We start from the raw sequence: 17479 nt of genomic DNA, 5'->3' as shown, positions 1-17479 counted from the left end.
CCCGATGGTTAGCATTCACTTTCCATCGGGAAAGGAATCGCCATTCCTACTGCTCGGCGTGTCATTGCGCCCGACGTGCTCCTCCGGGGTGCGGTACAGCATTATCTGCGGAATTCGACGATAGACATGGATGCGCTCGCCGGGGAGCTGGCGATCAGCCGGGCCACGCTCTATCGCGCGGTCGGCAGCCGGGACGCGCTGCTCGGCGACGTGTTCTGGACGATCGGCGAGATGCTGATCGCGGAAGCGTCCGGCGAGGCCACCGGCACCGGCCCGGACCGGGTGATCGCGGTGTCCCGGATCTTCGCGGAGTTGCACGGGTCGGCCGAGCAACTGCGCCGGTTCAGTGCCGCGGAGCCGCAGACGGCGGCCCGGGTGCTGCTCACGGCCGCCGGCGACGTGACCGGCCGGGCGGCCGACGCCCAGCTGAAGATCTTCCTGGAGTCCGGCATCGAGGGCGATCTCGACGATCTGCGCCGCCGGGCCGCCCTCTACGTGCGCACCCTGGAGGGAGCGCTGTACGGCCCGCTGTTGGGTAGCGGGCCGATCGACTTCGAGTCGGCGGAGCCGGCTCTGCGGGCGCTGCTCACACGGTGAAGCCGCCGCGGGTGCCGCGGTACTCGGCCACCGTGACGCCGGTGGATGTCGCCGCCACCGAAGCCGGACACCGCTGCCGCGGACACGCTGGTCTCCGTGACGGCGGAGGGGCCGCGCACCGCCTCGATGCTGCCGTTGCTCGGCGCCGGCCCTTTCGCGAACGATACGGTGGCCGCGTCGGCATGCGGGATCAGCGTGATTCCGGCGGCACTGAGACCGACGGCGGCGGCGATTCCGAACAACTTCGGAACAGTCTTTCCCGTTTCCCTATCCCCACTGTGAAACGTTCTCTCTCCACGGGAATCCTGAGCCACGGAATATCGCGCCACAACGAGGTCGGAGCTAATGGAGACGGCGGTCCGGGCACCGAGCCTCAAAAGCTGCCGAATCGGGCGCTGTCCCACCGGAGATTGATGGACTACGATTCGATGCCTGCTGTTAAGAGACCGTCCGCACTGCGTGGGTACGGTCCCGTGGACCCCACCCGAGGAGGAACACTGTGGATCGTCGGACTCTGCTGCGCACCACCGTGGCCGGCGCCGGGGGCCTGGCCCTGCCCTTCACCGCATGGTCGGCGGCGTATGCCGCCCCAGCCCAGAACGCGCCCGGACCCTACGGCGCGCTCCAGGCCGCCGACGCGAACGGCATCCGGCTCCCGGCCGGGTTCACCAGCACGGTGATCGCCCGCTCCCGGCAGACCGTGCCCGGCACCTCGTACGTCTGGCACGACGCGCCCGACGGCGGCGCGGTCATCCCCAACGGCAGCGGCTGGGTCTACGTCTCCAACTCCGAGGTCAGCGCGTCGGCCGGCGGCGGCGCCTCACGGATCCTGTTCGACTCGGCCGGCGCGATCGTCGGCGCCTCTCGCATCCTGTCCGGCACCAACCTGAACTGCGCGGGCGGCAAGACCCCGTGGAACACCTGGCTGAGCTGCGAGGAGATCAGCCGCGGCCGGGTCTGGGAGACCTACCCCCTCGGGGGCGCCGCCGTGGCGCGTCCCGCGATGGGCCGGTTCAAGCACGAGGCCGCCGCCGCCGACCCGGTCCGCAAGGTGATCTACCTGACCGAGGACGAGACCAATGGCCGCTTCTACCGGTTCGTGCCCACCACCTGGGGCGACCTGTCCTCCGGCACGCTGCAGGTGTTCGTCGCCGGATCGGGCACCTCCGGGTCGTTCACGTGGCAGAACGTGCCCGACCCGGACGGCTCCCCCACCGCGACCCGCAGCCAGGTCGCCGGGTCGAAATCGTTCAACGGCGGCGAGGGCTGCCACTACGCCAACGACACCGTCTGGTTCACCACCAAGGGTGACAACCGGGTGTGGCAGGTCAACCTGCTCACCAACACCTTCGAGCTGGCGTACGACGACAACCTCGTCTCGTCCGGATCGGCCCCGCTGACCGGGGTCGACAACGTGACCGGGTCCTCGTACGGCGATCTCTACGTCGCCGAGGACGGCGCCAGCATGGACATCTGCATGATCACGCCGGACGACAAGATCTCGGTGTTCCTGCGGGTCAGCGGGCAGGGCTCGTCGGAGCTGTGCGGTCCGGCGTTCACCCCGGCCGGCGACCGTCTCTACTTCTCCTCCCAGCGGGGCACCACCGGGTCGGCCTCGGGCGGCATCACCTACTGCATCACCGGCCCGTTCCGTACATAAGCCGTAAAATACCCGGGGTGGACCGGGTAGCGGAGTTGCTCGACGGCTGGCGCACGCTCGCCGGATGGCGCCGGGACTGGACCACCAGCCCCGGCCACCGGAAGTGGAACGCCCTGGTGGACCGGCTCAACCGGAGCGCCGAGGCGGCCGTCGCGGATCCGGCGGACGTGGCCCGGATCCGGGCGATCGCCGAGCGCGACGAGGACCCGTTCGTTCGCCGGGACGCTCGCTACTGGATCCACCCGTGGATGCCGCGGCCGCCCGAGCGCAAGGATCTGGACCGCTGGCTGCGGCACCCGTTGGTCGACCTGGCCGGCGAGCCGGTCACCGCCGAACCGGGGGTCCTGCTGCGGCCGGTCCCCGGCCCCGACGCGCACCCGGACACCTGGATCGCCGGGGAACCGTCGAAGGGCCGGCACACCGGGTGGCCCCGGCGCGACGACGACATCCCGCTCGCCCATCTGGTCCAGGCCGCAGTGCCCGACGTCTGCGGCCTGGACGTGAAGGTCCCCGGAGTGCTGCAGTTCTTCCACGACCTGGAGACCGGCGGCGACGATCGGGCGGACGGGGAACGCAACGCCTGGCAGGTCCGCCACATCAGGAGGCCCGGCCGGAAGCGGCTGGCACGGCCCGAGGATCTGGGCGACGAGTATTTCCGGGACGCGGTCCCGGTCGACGCCGAGGTGCAGTGGACCTTCCCCGGCGACCTGGAGACGGCGCGCCGCCGGGTCCTGGAGACGGTGTTCTCGAACTGGGGCGTGATCGAGGACTACGGGCCGGTGCACGACCTGCCCACGATGTTCGGCATCGCCACCGAGCCGGAGCCGCTGCGCACGCTGCTGCCGTGCAAGGACCACGACGACGGCTACCGCCTGCTGATCGACGTTCCTGGCGTGGGCCCGCTCGACGGCTGGATCGGCGACGAGGGGCATCTGCAGTTCTGGATCAGGGAGAGCGATCTGCGCCGGCACCGGTTCGGCCGGGTCTGGGCGTTCATACGCGGCTAGCGCCTGTTCAGGACCGGCGCGCCGGGCTCGGCCTTCTCGGGCGCCCGGCTGGCGAGGAGGCGGCGCATGGTGGCCGGTCCGGCCAGGGCGATGAAGACCGCCAGGGCGACCGGGACCAGCAGGCCGATCGTCAGGTTGGTGGCTTCGGCGAGGTAGCCGATCGCGGCCGGGCCGAGCAGCAGGCCGGCGGAGCCGGAGATCGAGATCAGGGCGATGGTGGAGGGCGGGCCGCCGGCCTCCCCGATGGCGCTGAACAGCACGGGGACGATCACCGCGATCCCGGAGCCGGCGAGGATCCAGCCGGCCCACGCGAGGGGAAGCCCGCCGGCCGCCGCCGAGACGAGGATGAGGCCGTAGCCGGCGGCGGCCAGGGCACCCGCGCTCAGCAGTGTGCGGCCGGGGCCGAGCCTGGCGCGGATCGGGTCGCCCAGCAGGCGGAAGACCGTCATCGCGCAGGCGAACACCGTGTACGACAGCGGCGCGAGCGCCTCGTCGGCCTTCAGGACGCGGGCGGCGTGCAGATTGGCCCAGTCGACCGCGCCGGACTCGATGAGGTGGCCACCGAGGCCGAGGACGAACATCGCGCCGAGCACGATCACGCCGATGCGGGCCGTGCCGGCCGGCGTGGCGGCGTCGCCACCGCGCGTCCGGCCTGGTGGCGGTAGTAGCGGACGGGTGAAGGCGGCGAACACCACGGCACAGGCCAGCGCGGCGATCACCAGCATGGCCTGGTTCCCCAGCCCGAGAGTGAGGCCGAGCGAGGTGAGCGCGCCCGCGGCGGCGCCGCCGAGGCTCCAGAAACCGTGGAAGGACGAGATGATGGGCCGCCGGTAGTAGCGCTCGAGCTCGACGGAGTGGGCGTTGAGGCCCACCTCGACGAAGCCGACACCGACGCCGTAGAGCGCGCCGCAGAGCAGGAGGGCCTCATAGTCCGGCGCGAGTGCGGGGGCGACGAGGACCAGTTGGGTGGCCGGGCCGGTCCAGCGCAGCAGGGCGCGGCTGGTGATCCGGTCGGCGATTCTCCCCGCGACGAGCATGGTGGCCAGCCCGACGATCTGGATCAGCAGGAGCAGCGTGCCGAGGCGGGCCTCGCCGAGGTCGAGCCGGTTGCCGACGGAGGGCAGAGCGGCCGCCCAGGCGCCCATGACGAAACCTGAGGTCGCGAAAGTGCCGAAGACCCCGACGCGGGCGCGGCGCAGGGTGGTGGTGTCGGGATACATGCCCCTCCTCGGTACGGCATTTTGTTCTCGCCTCGAACTTAAAGCGCCGCGAGCTGACCGTCAAATTTTGTCCTCGCCGAAGACATAAACGGGCCGGGGCGCGACGGCGACGGAATAATGCCTGCCATGCCGCAGCAGATGAAGACCAGCGCCGACCTCCGGGTCCACAACCAGACCCGGCTCCTGCGGCTCGTCCACGACGCCGACGAGCCGCTCACCCGCGCCGGCGCGGCCCGGCTGCTGGGCATCGGCCGCAACACCGCCGCCGCGCTCGTCGGCGAACTGGAGGCGGCCGGGCTGCTGCACGAGGTGCCCGCCGAGACCACGGGCCGCGGCCGACCCACGACCCTGCTGCTCGCGCACCCCGACGGGCCGGTCGCCTTCGCCGCCGACATCCGCGAGGACTCCTGGACCCTGGCGAGAATCGAGCTGGGCGGGCGGCTGACCGAGTTGGAGACCGGCGAGCACGACCGGACGCCGATGGTGTTCGACGAGATCCGCGGAGCCACCCGGCGGCACGCCACCGACCGGCTCGCCTCGCTCGGCATCGCCATCGCCGGGCCGGTCCGGGACGGCCGCCGCCTGCACATCTCGCACCTGGGATGGGACGATGTGGACCTCGGCGAGCACATCGGCGACGAGTGGCCGACCGTGGTCGACAACGACGGCAGGCTCGCCGGCCTCGCCGAGGCCCGCCGCGGCGCCCTACGCGGGACCGGGACCGCCCTGCACTTCCACATCGACTTCGACATCGGCGGCACCCTGCTGCTGGGCGGGGACTCCCAGCGCGGCGCCAACAACATCGCCGGCGAGTTCGGGCACATGCCGCTCACCGGCTCAAGCCTGCGGTGCATGTGCGGCGTCCAGGGTTGCTGGAGCCTGGACGTCGGCGCCAACGCGCTGCTGCGGCGCTTCGGGCAGAACCCCGGTTACGGGGCCGGGCGGGCTCGGGGGCGCGAGATCCTGGCCCGCGCCGAGGCCGGCGAGCCCGAGGCGTGCCGGGCCGTCGACGACAACGCCACCGCCCTCGGGCGAGGACTCGGCGCGCTGGCCAACGCCCTCGACCCCGAGGCGGTCACCCTCTCCGGACTGGGGATCGACCTGATCCGCCTGCGGCGCGGCCTGATCGAACAGGCCTGCGCCGAGGCCCTCATGCGGTTCAGGCGCGCCGACCCGCCCCGCATCCTGGCCGGGACGGTCGGTGAGATCGGCCCGCTGCGCGGCGCGGCCGAGATCGCCTTCGACACGATCCTCAGCCCCGGGTGGCTGCGCACCCGACTCCAGGCCGGCCCGTCGATGTGACGCCGCCCCATGTCACCGCGGGAGGGGGTCGTCACGAGTCACCGCGTCACCGTGCCAGCATCGGCTCGTGCGCCACGAGCAACGCCTGCGAACGCGGACACCCGAGTCACGTGCCTTCGCGGAGCGCGTACCCATCGTGATGGGTTTGACCTCGCGCCTCAACATGCTGCCGTTCGACGACCTCGACGCCCGCAGGACGATGCTCACCGAGATCTTCGGTGGGCCGGTCCCGGATTCCCTCTCCATCCTGCCGCCGTTCCACTGCGACTACGGGCTGGGAGCGTCGTTCGGAGAGCGGGTGTTCATCAATCAGGGATGCTTCTTCCTCGACTACGGGGGCATCACCATCGGTGACCGCGTCCTGATCGGCCCCCGGGTGACGCTGAGCACCGCCGGGCACCCCGTCGAGCTCGACGAACGGTACGACTTCATCACGCACGCGCCCATCGTCATCGAGGATGACGTGTGGATCGGCGCGGCGGTCACGGTCACCCCTGGAGTGACGATCGGCCACGGGTCGGTCGTCGGGGCGGGCGCCGTCGTCGCGAAGGACGTGCCGCCGCTGAGCGTGGTGACGGCGACGAGCATCGTCGAGCGGAAGCGTCTGAAGCCGGCCCCTCCCGCAAGCTGAGGCCTGCGGGGGGAGCTTCAGCTGGTCCGGGTGTTCTGGTCGTGCAAAAGCAGCCAGGCGGCATCCACCCGGACGAAGGTCAGACCGAGCGAGTACGCCAGCTCGTACGGGCGCCCGTCAGCATCGAGGTCCCGGTACTCCACCGCGAACACGGCGACTCCGGTGTCCCCGGCGACGGTGCTCCACAGTGGCGTCAGGCTCCAGCTCCAGTCAGGATCGCCGAACCAGGCGCGGTGCAGATCGAGTACGGCGTCGCGGCCGGTGAGGAGTCGGCCGTCCAGCATGATCAAAGACACGTCCGGGTGGAGTGTGGCCTGATAGCCCGCCAGATCGCGCCCGGTGACGGCGGCGAGATGGCGGTCCACGGCCTCGGCGAACTGCACGGTGCGATGCCCCTTTCATCGGTGGAGCGAGAGCATCGCACACGGACCCGCACCGCCGCACGCGCGGCTCAGCTTGCCGTTACCCCCCTCGCAGCCCGACTGGCATCCCTGCGGAACAGCTCAGGGCATCACCCGGGGTGACTGCGGTGAGTGTCGGTGGCGAGCCCGGGCGGCTGGCGAGGAGACCGAGCGTTGTCTGCGGCATGAAGTGAAACCAGGCAAGAGCCGGGTAGGACGAGAACTATGGGCATTCGTCCCGCATGCGCACCGGGCGCTCAAACCAGGTGGAACTGATGCGCCTACCGCGCTTGATCGCGTAGTCGGTGAAAGTGCCCACAACAGTGAACCTCCGGGAGAGATGCAGTGCCACGGACGCGTCATTGGGCAGCGCCACGGCAGCCACGACATGGTGAGCGTCGGTGTCGACCAGTTCGGCCAGCAGCGTGTCGTAGAGCCGCCCGCCAATCCCTTGGCCGATCGCATCGGGAGCGAGGTAGACGCTGGTTTCCACTGTGTGCTGGAACGCAGGATGCGCCCGGTACGGGCTGCTCGTGGCGTACCCGGCCACCCGTTCGTCTCCGGCAGCCACGATAAGTCGATGTGAGCCGACCGGCGCATACGTCGCCCACCAGGCCTGCCGGTCGTCGAGGCTCACCTCAACTTCATCGAAAGTGGCATGACCGGTTCGGACGTGATGGTTGTAGATCTCCAGCAAAGCCGGCAGATCGCCTTCTCTCCCGGCGCGCACATCGATGATCACCCGGGCATTCTGCACGATCGCCGCGCCTGCCACGGACGGCCGCGGTGACGGGATGCGGTGGCCGTCCGTATGCGAAGGTCAATCCTCAGAAGTAGTCGTGCAGTGTCGGCGCCGGACCGGCGGTCGCGGTGCGCAGCAACTCGTCGGTGTCGGTATCCCCACCGGTCAGGAAACCGCTGCGGCGCAGCTGCTGCGGTGTCGCCGCGCCCGCGTACCAGGAGGCCAGACCGCGCGGTGTCAGCCGGACAGTGCCCGCGCCGCCCGGCTCCAGCCGGCCGTTCCCGCCGGAGAGCACCAGCCGGTGGCGACCCTGGTGCCACGGGCAAACGTCGTCGGTCAGCTCCAGGTCGACCTCGCCGGTCAGGTGCCGCGGCCAGCCGCGCGCAGCGACCGCACCGGACGCGTCGATGACGCGCAGCATCCACGGCTGCGTGGACTCGGGCTTGGCGTCGCCCCGTGCCAGCAGCGACCAGACCGGGTCGGCGGTGCCCAGCCGGATCAGGACGGTCGGCGCGACGCTGGCCCAGCCGCCGAGCATCGCCAGCAACGTACGCGTCGCCTCAGGCGTCAGCCCGATCAGATCGTCCACGGTGAGCTTGCCGCTCGCGTCGTAGCCGGGGCCGCGGTCCCACCTGGCGTACCCGACGATGCTGCCGGTGTCGTCAACGGCGACGGTGAACCCGTGGCAGTCGGCCAGCAGCTGCGCTGGGGTCGCCTCGAAGGCCGGCCCGGAGCGCTCCATCATGCCTGTGCCGGTCCGCGCCACCTCGCGGTAGATCTCGCCGGCCGCGCGGATGTCTGCCTCTGTCGCCGGCCGCAGCATGATCTTGAGATCGGGACGGATCTCGGCCAGCACCCGGGTCTGCGCCGTGTAGTAGATCAGCTCGCCGACCTCTTCCCAGCCCAGTGCCCGGTACGGTGCCGGGGCGGTGTCGAACAGCGTGCTGATCACCGCCCCTCGTTCCCGGGCGCCCTGCAGCAGCCGCGTCAGCACGAGCCGGCCCAGGCCACGACCGCGCAGCTCGGCCGCGGTCGCCACGCCGGCGACACCGCTGGCCGGCACGACCCGGCCGCCGAACCACTGGCCCTGCTCACGGTCCACCGCCTTGGCGACCATCCGCCCGGCCGAGTCGAAGACACCGAGCGTGCGCCGGCCGGGGGAATCGGAGGCCCAACCCTCCGGCATGGGCTGCTCGTGGTACCCGAACGTGAGGCTTCCGAGGTCCCACGCGAGTTGCTGATCAGCCGGCCCGAGCGGCCGCACCTGGTACGTCACACCGGACATCCTGCCAGGCCACCCCGCCACCCCCGGCTATCGGACGCCTGTCCGGCCAACGCGTCCGCAATGCCCGTTCTTGAAAACCCGCCGTCCCACACCAATACCGTGGCGACACGACAGAAGCTCGGCGAGATCCGAGCGCGAGGAGAGCTTTCACGAGCTGGTCAACGGCGGCGGCCGGGCATGCTGAGCAGTCGTTCGCACGGAGACACCGCAAGGCCCGGAGCCACCCGCTCCGGGCCCTGCGCGGCCTCTGCCCACCGGCGCCGGAGGCGGACAAGCTCAGTCGGTGTCCCTGGCGAGCAGCTCGTAGGCGAGGGAGGAGAGCTCCCCGCTGATCTGCGCCGGAGGACTCTGCGCTTCGGTCCGGCCGTACTCGGAGATCCGGATGACCAGCGGCGGCTCCGGCTGGACCGGGTCCGCCGGCTGCGAGGCCATCCGATGATCGGGCATCGTGACGGTGAACTCGGTGAGCCGGCCCTGATCGTCGAGGGTCGCCCGGTACGGCATCGACTTGGCGCCGACACCGTACAGATAGGTCGGGTCACTGAACATCAGTTCCAGCAGCGGATCCGGCTTGGTGGCGTCCAGCGTGCCCGTGATCACATTGCCGGCACGCTCGGCGCTCGTCACCGCGGCGATCAGGGAGCCGGCCCCGGTGGCGTCGGGCTGCTCGGTCGTGGGCATCTGCGCCATGTAGTCCAGCCCGCTCTGCTCGTCGACGGCGGCGGCCTCCGTCAGCTTCTTCTCGTCGGCGCGCACCCAGTGTTCGCCGTCGAGATGGCTGTAGACCTCGTCGATCTTCCGTACGTCGGCGGCTTTGAGGTTCTCCTTGTAGTACTGCCGGTATTGCGCGCGCAACTCGGGTCCCCCGTTGAGCAGGTAGCGCAGATAGGTGTCGGAGCCGGCGCGCACCATCACGAAGCTGCTGGCGTGTTGCAGCAGCACGCTGTCCGGCAGGTGAACCGCGGCACGCTGGATGTCGGCGATCGAGGAGGTGCCGGTGCGGGTGAAGGTGTAGTTGCCGCCGCGCAGCGCGGCCACCGAATCTCGCAGCGCCTGCCCGGCATCACCGGTGTCCGCGGGGGCCGGCCCGTCGGGCGGGCGGCTCGGAGTGGCCACGGCGACCCCGATCGACACCGCCGTGACCGCTGCCGCGGTCACCACGGCGGCCAGGAGGCGGCGGTGGGTCTGACGGCGCCGGGCGGCGTGCAGCACCACTGTGGGCGACAACGCATCGGTCGAACGAGCCATCTCGTTCATAGCGGTCCTCAGATGTTCCTGGGTCGGCATCAGTTGCTCCGTCGGGAGGTGGTCTGGCTGGCGGCGGTGTGATGCTGGTGCGACGTCTCGTCGCCGAGGGTGACTCGCAGCTTGCGCAACGCTCGCGAACAGGTGGACTTGACCGTGCCGAGACTGACGCCGAGCGCTTCGGCCGTCTCCCGCTCGGAGCGTTCGTCCAGGTAGCGCAACACGACGATGGTGCGTTCCCGTCTGGTGAGGTGTTCGAGGGCGGCGAGCAGCGCACCGCGGTCCTCGAAGGTGTTCTCGGAGGTGGCCGGCTGGTCGGGCACCACGTCGACCGGTTGTTCGTGACGCTGGTGCGCGGTTCGCCACCAGTCGGTGACCGCGTTGGTCACCGCCCGGTGCAGGTAGCCGTACGGGTCGTCCTGCTCGATGTGCCGCCAGCGCTGGTAGGCGCGGATCAGCACGGTCTGCACGATGTCACGCGCCTGCTCATGGTGGCCGCAAAGAAGCTCCGCGTGTGCGATCAGCCGGCCTGAGCGCGCCGCCACGAACTCGATGAACGTCTCGTCGGTGTGGCGACGCCGTCTGATCTTCATGATCGTTAGACGTAATCGAGGAGCGAAAGGTTGAAGAACCCGCCGCTCACGTTGGTGGCCACGACGATGGAGCGGGAGTTCCCGCTCCATCCCGCACGAATCGGACAGCGCTGTCAGACGGCGCGGAGCGCTTCGGTGACCGGGCGGCGGGTGCCGAAGTGGGCGGGGATCGCGGTCAGGGCGGACACCACCAGCACGGTCGCCAGGACCACGGCGGACAGTTGCCACAGCGGCGGTACGGTCGCACGGTCGCCGTCGCCGCCGGTGACCGCCATGATCGTCTCGAACAGCGCGAACCCGGCCGGGAAGACGCCGAGGACGGCGCCGAGCAGAGCGGGGATCGCCTGCGCGGCGGCCAGCGCCACGGTCATCTCCCGCGGCGTCGCCCCCAGCGCCCGGGCCAGCGCCGACGTGTGCCGGTTGTCGAGCACCGTCGCCCAGGTGATCACCACCGCGTTGACCGCCGCCAGGAGGAGCAGGATGACCGTCCAGGTGAGCAGCACCCGGCGCAGCAGGTCGTTCTGGGCGGCTCCGTAACCGGTGGAGGACGGCCCGCTGAGGAAGGCGTCCAGGATCATGACGACGTAGACGCCGCTCACCGTCACCGCGACACCGGTCACCGCCAGCACGAATCGCCGCGGGCGGCGGGCCGCGACCCTCAAGGCCAGCAGCAGGGGTACGGGCAGACGCGCCGACACCGCGATCAGCCAGCCGGAGCGCCGGGGCGGGCGGGCCGGGTCGGACAGCGCGCCGACGGTGCTCGACCGGGCGGCCCGCAGCGCCGGCGCCGTGGTCGCGAGCGCCGCGACGGCGAGGGCGGCGGCTGTCACCGTACCGATGGTGGTGAAGGTCAAGCCCGGCGTGCCGGCGCTGCCGAGCAGCCCGGCCCCGGCGTCGGTGAGCAGCGGGGCGGACAGCGCCCCGATGGCCAGGCCCGCGGCCGCCGCGACGACGGCCACCAGAAGGTATTCGGCGAGCAGCACCACGGCGACCAGGCCCGGGGTGCCGCCGACCGCCTTGAGCAGCCCGACGCGCCGGGTCTGATCGGCCATCCGGCCGCCGACCAGCACCGACAGGCTGGCGACGGCGAGCAGGCCGAGCAGCCAGGCTCCGATCATGAGAAGGATCTGGGAGTCGCCGGCCACCTCGGTCGCGTCGGCCTGGATCTCCTGCCACGGCTGGATGCGGGGCGGGAGCGGGCCTCCCGGGGCGATCGTTGATCCCTCGTCGTTCGCCGCCACGAACGCGGCGGCCTCACCGGGCGCGGCGAGCTTCAAACTCATCAGGTACGCGAGGGTGTCCGGCGCCAGGCTCCGCACGTCCGCCCCGGTGAGCCAGACCAGGCCGGGGGTGCGCAGCACGCCCGGCGGCAGGTCGTCGTCGGTGACCGGGCCGCTCGCGCAGCCGGTGGCGACCAGACACGACGATCCCGGATAGGGCGCCATCGACGCCGTCACCGCCACCCCGGCGACGTCGAACGACCGGCCGTTCACCGTCACCCGGTCACCCACCGTGACGCCGAAGGCCGCGGCGAAGGCGGCCTCCAGAACCACGCCGCCGTCACGGACCCAGCCGCCGCTCACCAGGGCGGGCTGGTCGATCGCCGCGGCGCCGGTGTCGCGGCCGACCGCCTGCACGTCCGACACGCGGCCACCGGCCTCGATCTTCGCGGCGGCGACCGGGAACGGTCCGCTGTGCCCGCTCACGCCGGCCGCGCCGGCGATCCGTTCCAGATCCGGCAGACCCGCGGCGGTGCCGGCGCTCACGACGACATCCGGTCCGCTCGTCGCTTCGCGAGTGTTCTGGTACGGGTCTCCGGCCGCGTTGCGCAGCACCAGCCCGAGTGTCAGGGTGGTCGTCGCGGCCAGGACCGCGAGCAGCAGCAGTGCCGCCTCGACCGGGCGCCGCCGCAGATCACGCACGGCGAGCCGGCCGATGAGAAGGACGCGTCCCATCGTGCTCAGTCCTCCAGCCCGACGAGCGCGCCGAGCCGGCCGGTGGTCCCGCCGGTCAGCCTGGTCTCGTCCACGAGCACACCGTCACGCATGGTCATCAGCCGGTCGGCGGTGGCCGCGATCCGCGCGTCGTGCGTGACGATCATCAACGTCTGGCCGGCCGCGTGCAGGTCTTCGAAGAGCCGGAGCACGTCCAGGGTGGCGGCGCTGTCCAGGTTTCCGGTCGGCTCGTCGGCCAGCACGACCGCCGGCTCGTTGATGAGGGCCCGCGCCACCGCGACCCGCTGCCGCTGGCCGCCGGAGAGCGCCGAGGGCAGGAACCGGGCCCGGTCGGCGAGCCCCACCCGCTCCAGCAACTCCTCCGCCTTGCGCCGGGCCGTCCGCGGGGAACGCCCGGCCAGAAGGGCGGAGAGTTCGACGTTCTCGACGGCGGTCAGTTCCTCCATCAGGTGGAAGGACTGGAAGACGAAGCCGATGGCGGTTCGCCGCAGCCGGGCCAGAGCCCGCTCGCTGAGGTCGTCGATGCGGTCGCCGGCCAGCCACACCTCACCGCCGGAGGGCCGGTCGAGGCCACCGAGCAGGTGCAGCAGCGTGGACTTCCCGCAGCCGCTCGGACCCATCACCGCGACCGTCTCGCCCGCGGCCACGTCGAGATCGACGCCGTCGACGGCGAACAGCCGGCCCTCTCCCCTGCCGTACTCCTTGCGCAGGTCACGCGCTCGGAGCACGGGCATGCCAGCGGTGTCGCTCACGATCCACTCCTTCGACGGGTCCAATGTCTTTCGCACGCCTCCAGCCATCGCAGGTCGGCCTGGAGCCGGAGCACGACGCCTTCCAGCAGCAGGGCGGCACCCTCCTGTGCCGTCGCGGCGATAGCGGCCCGCTGGGCGTCGTGCAGCCGACGCAGCAGCTCGCGGCGCTGGGTGTCGACGACGGTGAGCGGGTCGGCCAGCCCGGCCGAGGCGGCCGCGACCAGCTTGAGGTGGAACTCGGCCAGGTCGGGCCGTGGCCAGGCCACCTCGGCGATCCACTCGGCCACCCGCTGCTGGCCGTCGGCGGTCAGCGCGTAGACCTTGCGATCCGGCCGGTCACCGCCATCGGCCGAGGTCTCCACCGCCAGCAGGCCGGCCTTCTCCAGCCGGGTCAGCGTCACGTAGATCTGGCCGGCGTTCATCGCCTCGCCCAGCGGCCCGAGCGCCTCACGCAGGCGGGCGCGCAACTCGTAACCGTGCGAAGGCTCCTTGGCCAACAGCGCCAGCACCACTTCCTGCCGCATAGCACCCCCTAACCGTTAGCTATATGGATAACGGTTATCTCCGGCGTCGTCAAGGAGCCGCCGCCTGTCAGGATGGGCCCGTGCTCCCCATCGATCAGGTTCGCGGCCTCGTCTCGGCCGCACCGCAGCCGCTGCCGCCGATGACCGGACCACGGCCGGCACGGTGGCTGCCGCACCTGCTCGTCGTGCTGTCCGCGGGCCTGCTCGGCCTGACCGGCGCCGACCAGCAGGCGACGCTGCTCGCCGGCCTTCACGCGGTCACGCTGGTGGTGGCGTTGCGATGGCCGGTGGCCGCGTGGTGGCTGTCGACGGTCATACTCGCCGCCATTCCGGCGCTCCATCCGCCCACCCCGTCCAACCAGTCGTGGGCGTGGGTCGTACACGCCGGGGTGCTCCTGCTCGTCGCCCTGCGCAATCCGCCGGCGGTCGCGGCCGTCGCCGCGGTGGTCAGTGGCCTCGCGGCCGTGGGGCTGAAACTGGCCGGCAGCCGGATCGGGTCATGGGAGGTCGTCGAGACCGCCCTCGTCATGTTCGCGCTGGCGGCGGTCGTCGGCGGCGCCCTGAGGAGCCGGCGCCGGGCCCGGGAGCGCCTGGCCGGACAGCAGGAGCTGACGGCCCGGGAACGGTCCCAACGGATGCTGCTGGAGGAACGCGCCCGGATCGCGCGGGAACTGCATGACGTCGTCGCCCATCACATGTCCCTCGTCGCGATCCAGGCCGACGCCGCCCCGCACCGGGTCACGTCGCCGCCGGAGGAACTGGTCGCCGCGTTCGGCAGCATCCGGGGCAGCGCCCTCGAGGCCCTGACCGAGTTGCGGCGGGTACTGGGGGTGCTGCGCGACGGCGGCCCGGCTCCGGACCGCCCGCAACCCGGCCTGGACCAGCTCGACGACGTGTTCACCCAGGTCCGCGCGGCCGGGCTGGACGTGACCGCGACCGTCAACGGGCCACGCCGCCGGCTGTCGCCGAGCGTGGAGTTGTCGGCCTTCCGGATCGTGCAGGAGGCGTTGAGCAACGCGCTGCGCCACGCCCCGGGTTCCCGTGTGGCCGTCGAGATCGTCTACTCTGCTGCCGCGCTGCGGATCCGCGTCGTCAACGGCCCCTCGCCGCACCCGGTCCGGCACACCGACGGAGCCGGTCACGGCGTGCTCGGCATGCGGGAACGCGCCGCGATGCTGGGAGGGGAACTGTCGGCCGGTCCCACCCAGGCCGGCGGATACGAGGTCGCCGCCCTGTTACCCGACCAGGAGGACCCGAAGTGACCGTCCGCGTGATGATCGCCGACGACCAGGCCATGATCCGTGAGGCCTTCTCGATCCTGCTCAACGCCCAGCCCGACATCGACGTGGTCGGCACCGCCGTCGACGGGCTCGACGCGGTCGCCCGCGCCGCCGAGCTGCGCCCCGACGTGATCGTGATGGACATCCGGATGCCCCGGCTCAACGGCATCGAGGCCACTCGCCGGATCACCGCCGACCCCGGCCTCGCCACCCGCGTCCTGGTGCTGACGACATTCGACCTCGACGAGTACGTCTACGAGGCGCTGCGCGCCGGGGCCAGCGGATTCCTGCTCAAGGACGCCTCCGGAGTCCAGCTCGCCGAGGCGATCCGGGTCGCGTACGCCGGTGACGCCCTGCTCTCCCCCGGCGTGACCAGGCGCCTGATCGCCGAGTTCGCCCGCCTCGCCGGTCCCCGGCGAGCGCCCGCGCCGGTTCGCGCCGACCGGCTCACCGACCGGGAGAACGAGGTCCTCACCCTGATCGCCCAGGGCCTGTCCAACGCCGAGATCGCCGAACACCTCGTCCTGGCCGAGCAGACCGTCAAGACCCACGTCGGCCGCATCCTGACCAAGCTCCAGCTCCGTGACCGCACCCAGGCGGCCGTCTTCGCCTACGAGACGGGACTCGTCACCCCCGGCCGCATCGACCTGTGACGCCTGCGGCGGCTTCGCAGCGCCGCCGCATCCGGGTGATACCTGAGAGCTACTTTCCCACGTGGCTCCGCGGCACGATGCCGACCAGCAGACTCCGCCCCTAGCGTCGGGCTCATCCCTCGCCGCCTTCGGCCTCGCGGCCTTCGCTAGGAGAGCCATCCATGAGCACCGACGTCCACACGCCCGCCACCGCGTCCGCAAGCCCCGGCAGGCCGGTCAGATGGCCACTGCGGGCGGCTCGGGCGATCGTCGCCGTCATCGCCTCGTTCCTGACCTTCCTGGTCACCGCGATCATGGTCGGCGCCTGGTTCCCGGCGGTGCCCAAAGCCGGAGTCATCGGCCCCGTTCTCGCCGGGCAGTTCCCGTTCCACGTCGCCCTTCTCGCCCTCGCCGCAACGGCGCTGGCACTGCTCGCCTGGCGTGCCGGACTGGTGCGGTGGGGACGCGCCCTGACCGCGATCACCGCGGCCTGCGCGGCGGCCGCACTGGCCGTCGCCGGGCTCCAGATCCGCGACGCCGCCCGCGCCGGCGCCGACATCTCCGTCACGGAGGTGTTCACCGAGCTGGGCTATCCCGGTGCCACCCCGGACGAGTCCACGGTCTATGCCAGCCCGGCCGGGCAGCCGCTGACGGTCGACGCCTACCTTCCGAAGGCCGCGCCCGGCGTCACGACGCCCGCCATCGTGCTCGCCCACGCCGGCGGTTTCCGCACCTTCGACAAGAGCGACCTGCGGGGTACGGCACGCTGGCTGGCCGATCACGGCGTCGCGGCATACGCCGTCGACTACCGGCTGGCCACCGCCACCACGCCGACCTGGGACAAGGCCCCTCAGGATCTGGTGTGCGCGCTCGGCTGGGCGCACGACAACGCCGCCCGCCATCACGTCGACCCGGACCGGATCTCGCTCGGCGGCATGTCGGCCGGTGGAGCGCTGGCCTTGAACGCCGCCTACCGCCTCTTCGACCGGACGATCACGTCATCGTGCGGGCCGGCGCCCGCGCCGCCGGCCTCGGTGGTCGGCTTCTACCCCGGCGTCGACGTCACCCAGATGTGGGCCTCCGACGTCGACGGCAGCCGTGAAGCGGCCACCTGGTTCACCGGCGGCACGCCTTCCCAACAGCCCGGCCGCTACCGCGAGGTGTCGCCCTCGGCCCATGTGCAGCCCGGCCTCATGCCCACCCTGCTCGTCGTCGGCGACCGGGACCGCGGCATCGCCACGTCGACCATCACCGATTTCGGCGCCGCCCTGGCCCGAGACGGCGTCGCCGTCGAGGTCCAGACCCTCGCGTTCGGTGTCCACGCCTTCGACGACGCCTACGGCAGTGTCGTGGCCCAGACCAGCCGCCAGATCCTGCTCGACTTCCTCACCCCCGCCTGACGTGTCCCGCGCGGGTTCGGCACCGGGCCCGTCTCTTTTGCGGCCCGGCGCCTGAATACCTGAGCACCTGAGCACCTGAGCACCTGAGCACCTGAGCACCTGAGCACCTGAGCACCTGAGCACCTGAGAGGGCGGTAGGAAAGATTAGGTCCGTTTCGTGGCGAGAGTGAATATTCCGGGTTCGTTCTCGATCAGGATTCCGCGGCTGACCATGCGTTTGAGTCGTGCCCGGGCACCTTCGACGTGCTTGGGG

General features: G+C 71.5%; 19 protein-coding genes. 9 read left to right on the top strand and 10 right to left on the bottom strand.

Going from position 1 to position 17479, the window contains the following annotated elements:
• Positions 1-126: 126 nt before the first annotated feature.
• Positions 127-597 (top strand): QsdR family transcriptional regulator, encoded by a 471-nt coding sequence (locus tag QLQ12_RS16490; protein WP_282760854.1) that lies wholly within the window; start codon positions 127-129, stop codon positions 595-597.
• Here the strand turns inward: QLQ12_RS16490 and QLQ12_RS47370 are convergent.
• Positions 492-716, bottom strand: coding sequence for a hypothetical protein (locus QLQ12_RS47370; RefSeq protein ID WP_456049083.1), 225 nt, complete (start codon positions 714-716; stop codon positions 492-494). The genes QLQ12_RS16490 and QLQ12_RS47370 overlap by 106 nt on opposite strands.
• Between QLQ12_RS47370 and QLQ12_RS16485 the strand changes: the two genes are divergently transcribed.
• From QLQ12_RS16485 to QLQ12_RS16475, 3 genes are all read left to right on the top strand, one after another.
• The gene (locus tag QLQ12_RS16485; protein ID WP_282760853.1) at positions 643-879 is read left to right on the top strand and encodes a hypothetical protein; all 237 of its coding nucleotides are present in this window, start codon (positions 643-645) and stop codon (positions 877-879) included. The genes QLQ12_RS47370 and QLQ12_RS16485 overlap by 74 nt on opposite strands.
• A gap of 217 nt (positions 880-1096) precedes the next feature.
• On the top strand, positions 1097-2257 hold the full coding sequence (locus tag QLQ12_RS16480; protein WP_282760851.1) for an alkaline phosphatase PhoX: 1161 nt from the start codon (positions 1097-1099) through the stop codon (positions 2255-2257).
• Positions 2258-2274: 17 nt separating this feature from the next.
• On the top strand, positions 2275-3264 hold the full coding sequence (locus QLQ12_RS16475; RefSeq protein ID WP_282760850.1) for a DUF1963 domain-containing protein: 990 nt from the start codon (positions 2275-2277) through the stop codon (positions 3262-3264).
• On the opposite strand, the gene QLQ12_RS16470 is transcribed toward QLQ12_RS16475, so the two are convergent.
• Positions 3261-4484, bottom strand: a complete 1224-nt coding sequence (locus tag QLQ12_RS16470; RefSeq protein WP_282760849.1) for an MFS transporter — start codon at positions 4482-4484, stop codon at positions 3261-3263. The two genes, QLQ12_RS16475 and QLQ12_RS16470, sit on opposite strands and share 4 nt — an antisense overlap.
• 126 nt (positions 4485-4610) lie before the next feature.
• Between QLQ12_RS16470 and QLQ12_RS16465 the strand changes: the two genes are divergently transcribed.
• Together QLQ12_RS16465 and QLQ12_RS16460 are read left to right on the top strand one after the other, a co-directional pair.
• Positions 4611-5786, top strand: a complete 1176-nt coding sequence (locus QLQ12_RS16465; RefSeq protein ID WP_282760848.1) for an ROK family transcriptional regulator — start codon at positions 4611-4613, stop codon at positions 5784-5786.
• Between the two features lie 139 nt (positions 5787-5925).
• Positions 5926-6417: a sugar O-acetyltransferase gene (locus QLQ12_RS16460; protein ID WP_282761234.1), complete on the top strand. Its 492-nt coding sequence runs from the start codon at positions 5926-5928 to the stop codon at positions 6415-6417.
• A 17-nt stretch (positions 6418-6434) separates the two neighbouring features.
• Here the strand turns inward: QLQ12_RS16460 and QLQ12_RS16455 are convergent, their stop codons facing one another.
• The 8 genes from QLQ12_RS16455 to QLQ12_RS16420 all read right to left on the bottom strand — a co-directional run bounded on the left by QLQ12_RS16455 (position 6435) and on the right by QLQ12_RS16420 (position 13914).
• Positions 6435-6800, bottom strand: coding sequence for a YybH family protein (locus QLQ12_RS16455; protein ID WP_282760847.1), 366 nt, complete (start codon positions 6798-6800; stop codon positions 6435-6437).
• Positions 6801-7041: 241 nt separating this feature from the next.
• Positions 7042-7560 carry a GNAT family N-acetyltransferase gene (locus tag QLQ12_RS16450; RefSeq protein WP_282760845.1) on the bottom strand — a complete coding sequence of 173 codons (519 nt, stop codon included), beginning with the start codon at positions 7558-7560 and terminating at the stop codon, positions 7042-7044.
• Between the two features lie 85 nt (positions 7561-7645).
• Positions 7646-8836 carry a GNAT family N-acetyltransferase gene (locus QLQ12_RS16445; protein WP_282760844.1) on the bottom strand — a complete coding sequence of 397 codons (1191 nt, stop codon included), beginning with the start codon at positions 8834-8836 and terminating at the stop codon, positions 7646-7648.
• A gap of 285 nt (positions 8837-9121) precedes the next feature.
• Positions 9122-10132, bottom strand: a complete 1011-nt coding sequence (locus tag QLQ12_RS16440; protein ID WP_282760842.1) for a hypothetical protein — start codon at positions 10130-10132, stop codon at positions 9122-9124.
• Positions 10132-10683, bottom strand: coding sequence for a SigE family RNA polymerase sigma factor (locus tag QLQ12_RS16435; protein ID WP_282760840.1), 552 nt, complete (start codon positions 10681-10683; stop codon positions 10132-10134). Before QLQ12_RS16435 ends, QLQ12_RS16440 begins: the two co-directional genes overlap by 1 nt.
• A gap of 113 nt (positions 10684-10796) precedes the next feature.
• Positions 10797-12638 carry an FtsX-like permease family protein gene (locus QLQ12_RS16430; protein WP_282760838.1) on the bottom strand — a complete coding sequence of 614 codons (1842 nt, stop codon included), beginning with the start codon at positions 12636-12638 and terminating at the stop codon, positions 10797-10799.
• 5 nt (positions 12639-12643) lie between these two features.
• Positions 12644-13390 carry an ABC transporter ATP-binding protein gene (locus QLQ12_RS16425; RefSeq protein ID WP_282760836.1) on the bottom strand — a complete coding sequence of 249 codons (747 nt, stop codon included), beginning with the start codon at positions 13388-13390 and terminating at the stop codon, positions 12644-12646.
• Complete coding sequence (locus tag QLQ12_RS16420; RefSeq protein WP_282760835.1) at positions 13387-13914, bottom strand: PadR family transcriptional regulator; 528 nt, start codon at positions 13912-13914, stop codon at positions 13387-13389. Before QLQ12_RS16420 ends, QLQ12_RS16425 begins: the two co-directional genes overlap by 4 nt.
• A gap of 80 nt (positions 13915-13994) precedes the next feature.
• On the opposite strand from QLQ12_RS16420, the gene QLQ12_RS16415 reads away from it, so the two are divergent.
• From QLQ12_RS16415 to QLQ12_RS16405, 3 genes are all read left to right on the top strand, one after another.
• On the top strand, positions 13995-15176 hold the full coding sequence (locus QLQ12_RS16415) for a sensor histidine kinase (protein WP_282760833.1): 1182 nt from the start codon (positions 13995-13997) through the stop codon (positions 15174-15176).
• 11 nt (positions 15177-15187) lie between these two features.
• The gene (locus QLQ12_RS16410) at positions 15188-15847 is read left to right on the top strand and encodes a response regulator (protein ID WP_282761232.1); all 660 of its coding nucleotides are present in this window, start codon (positions 15188-15190) and stop codon (positions 15845-15847) included.
• 161 nt (positions 15848-16008) lie between these two features.
• Positions 16009-17226 (top strand): alpha/beta hydrolase, encoded by a 1218-nt coding sequence (locus tag QLQ12_RS16405; RefSeq protein ID WP_282760831.1) that lies wholly within the window; start codon positions 16009-16011, stop codon positions 17224-17226.
• Positions 17227-17479: the final 253 nt, after the last annotated feature.

The organism is Actinoplanes sandaracinus, from assembly GCF_030009775.1.
Classification (GTDB): Bacteria; Actinomycetota; Actinomycetes; order Mycobacteriales; family Micromonosporaceae; genus Actinoplanes; species Actinoplanes sandaracinus.
This window is presented reverse-complemented; position numbering and strand designations above follow the sequence as displayed.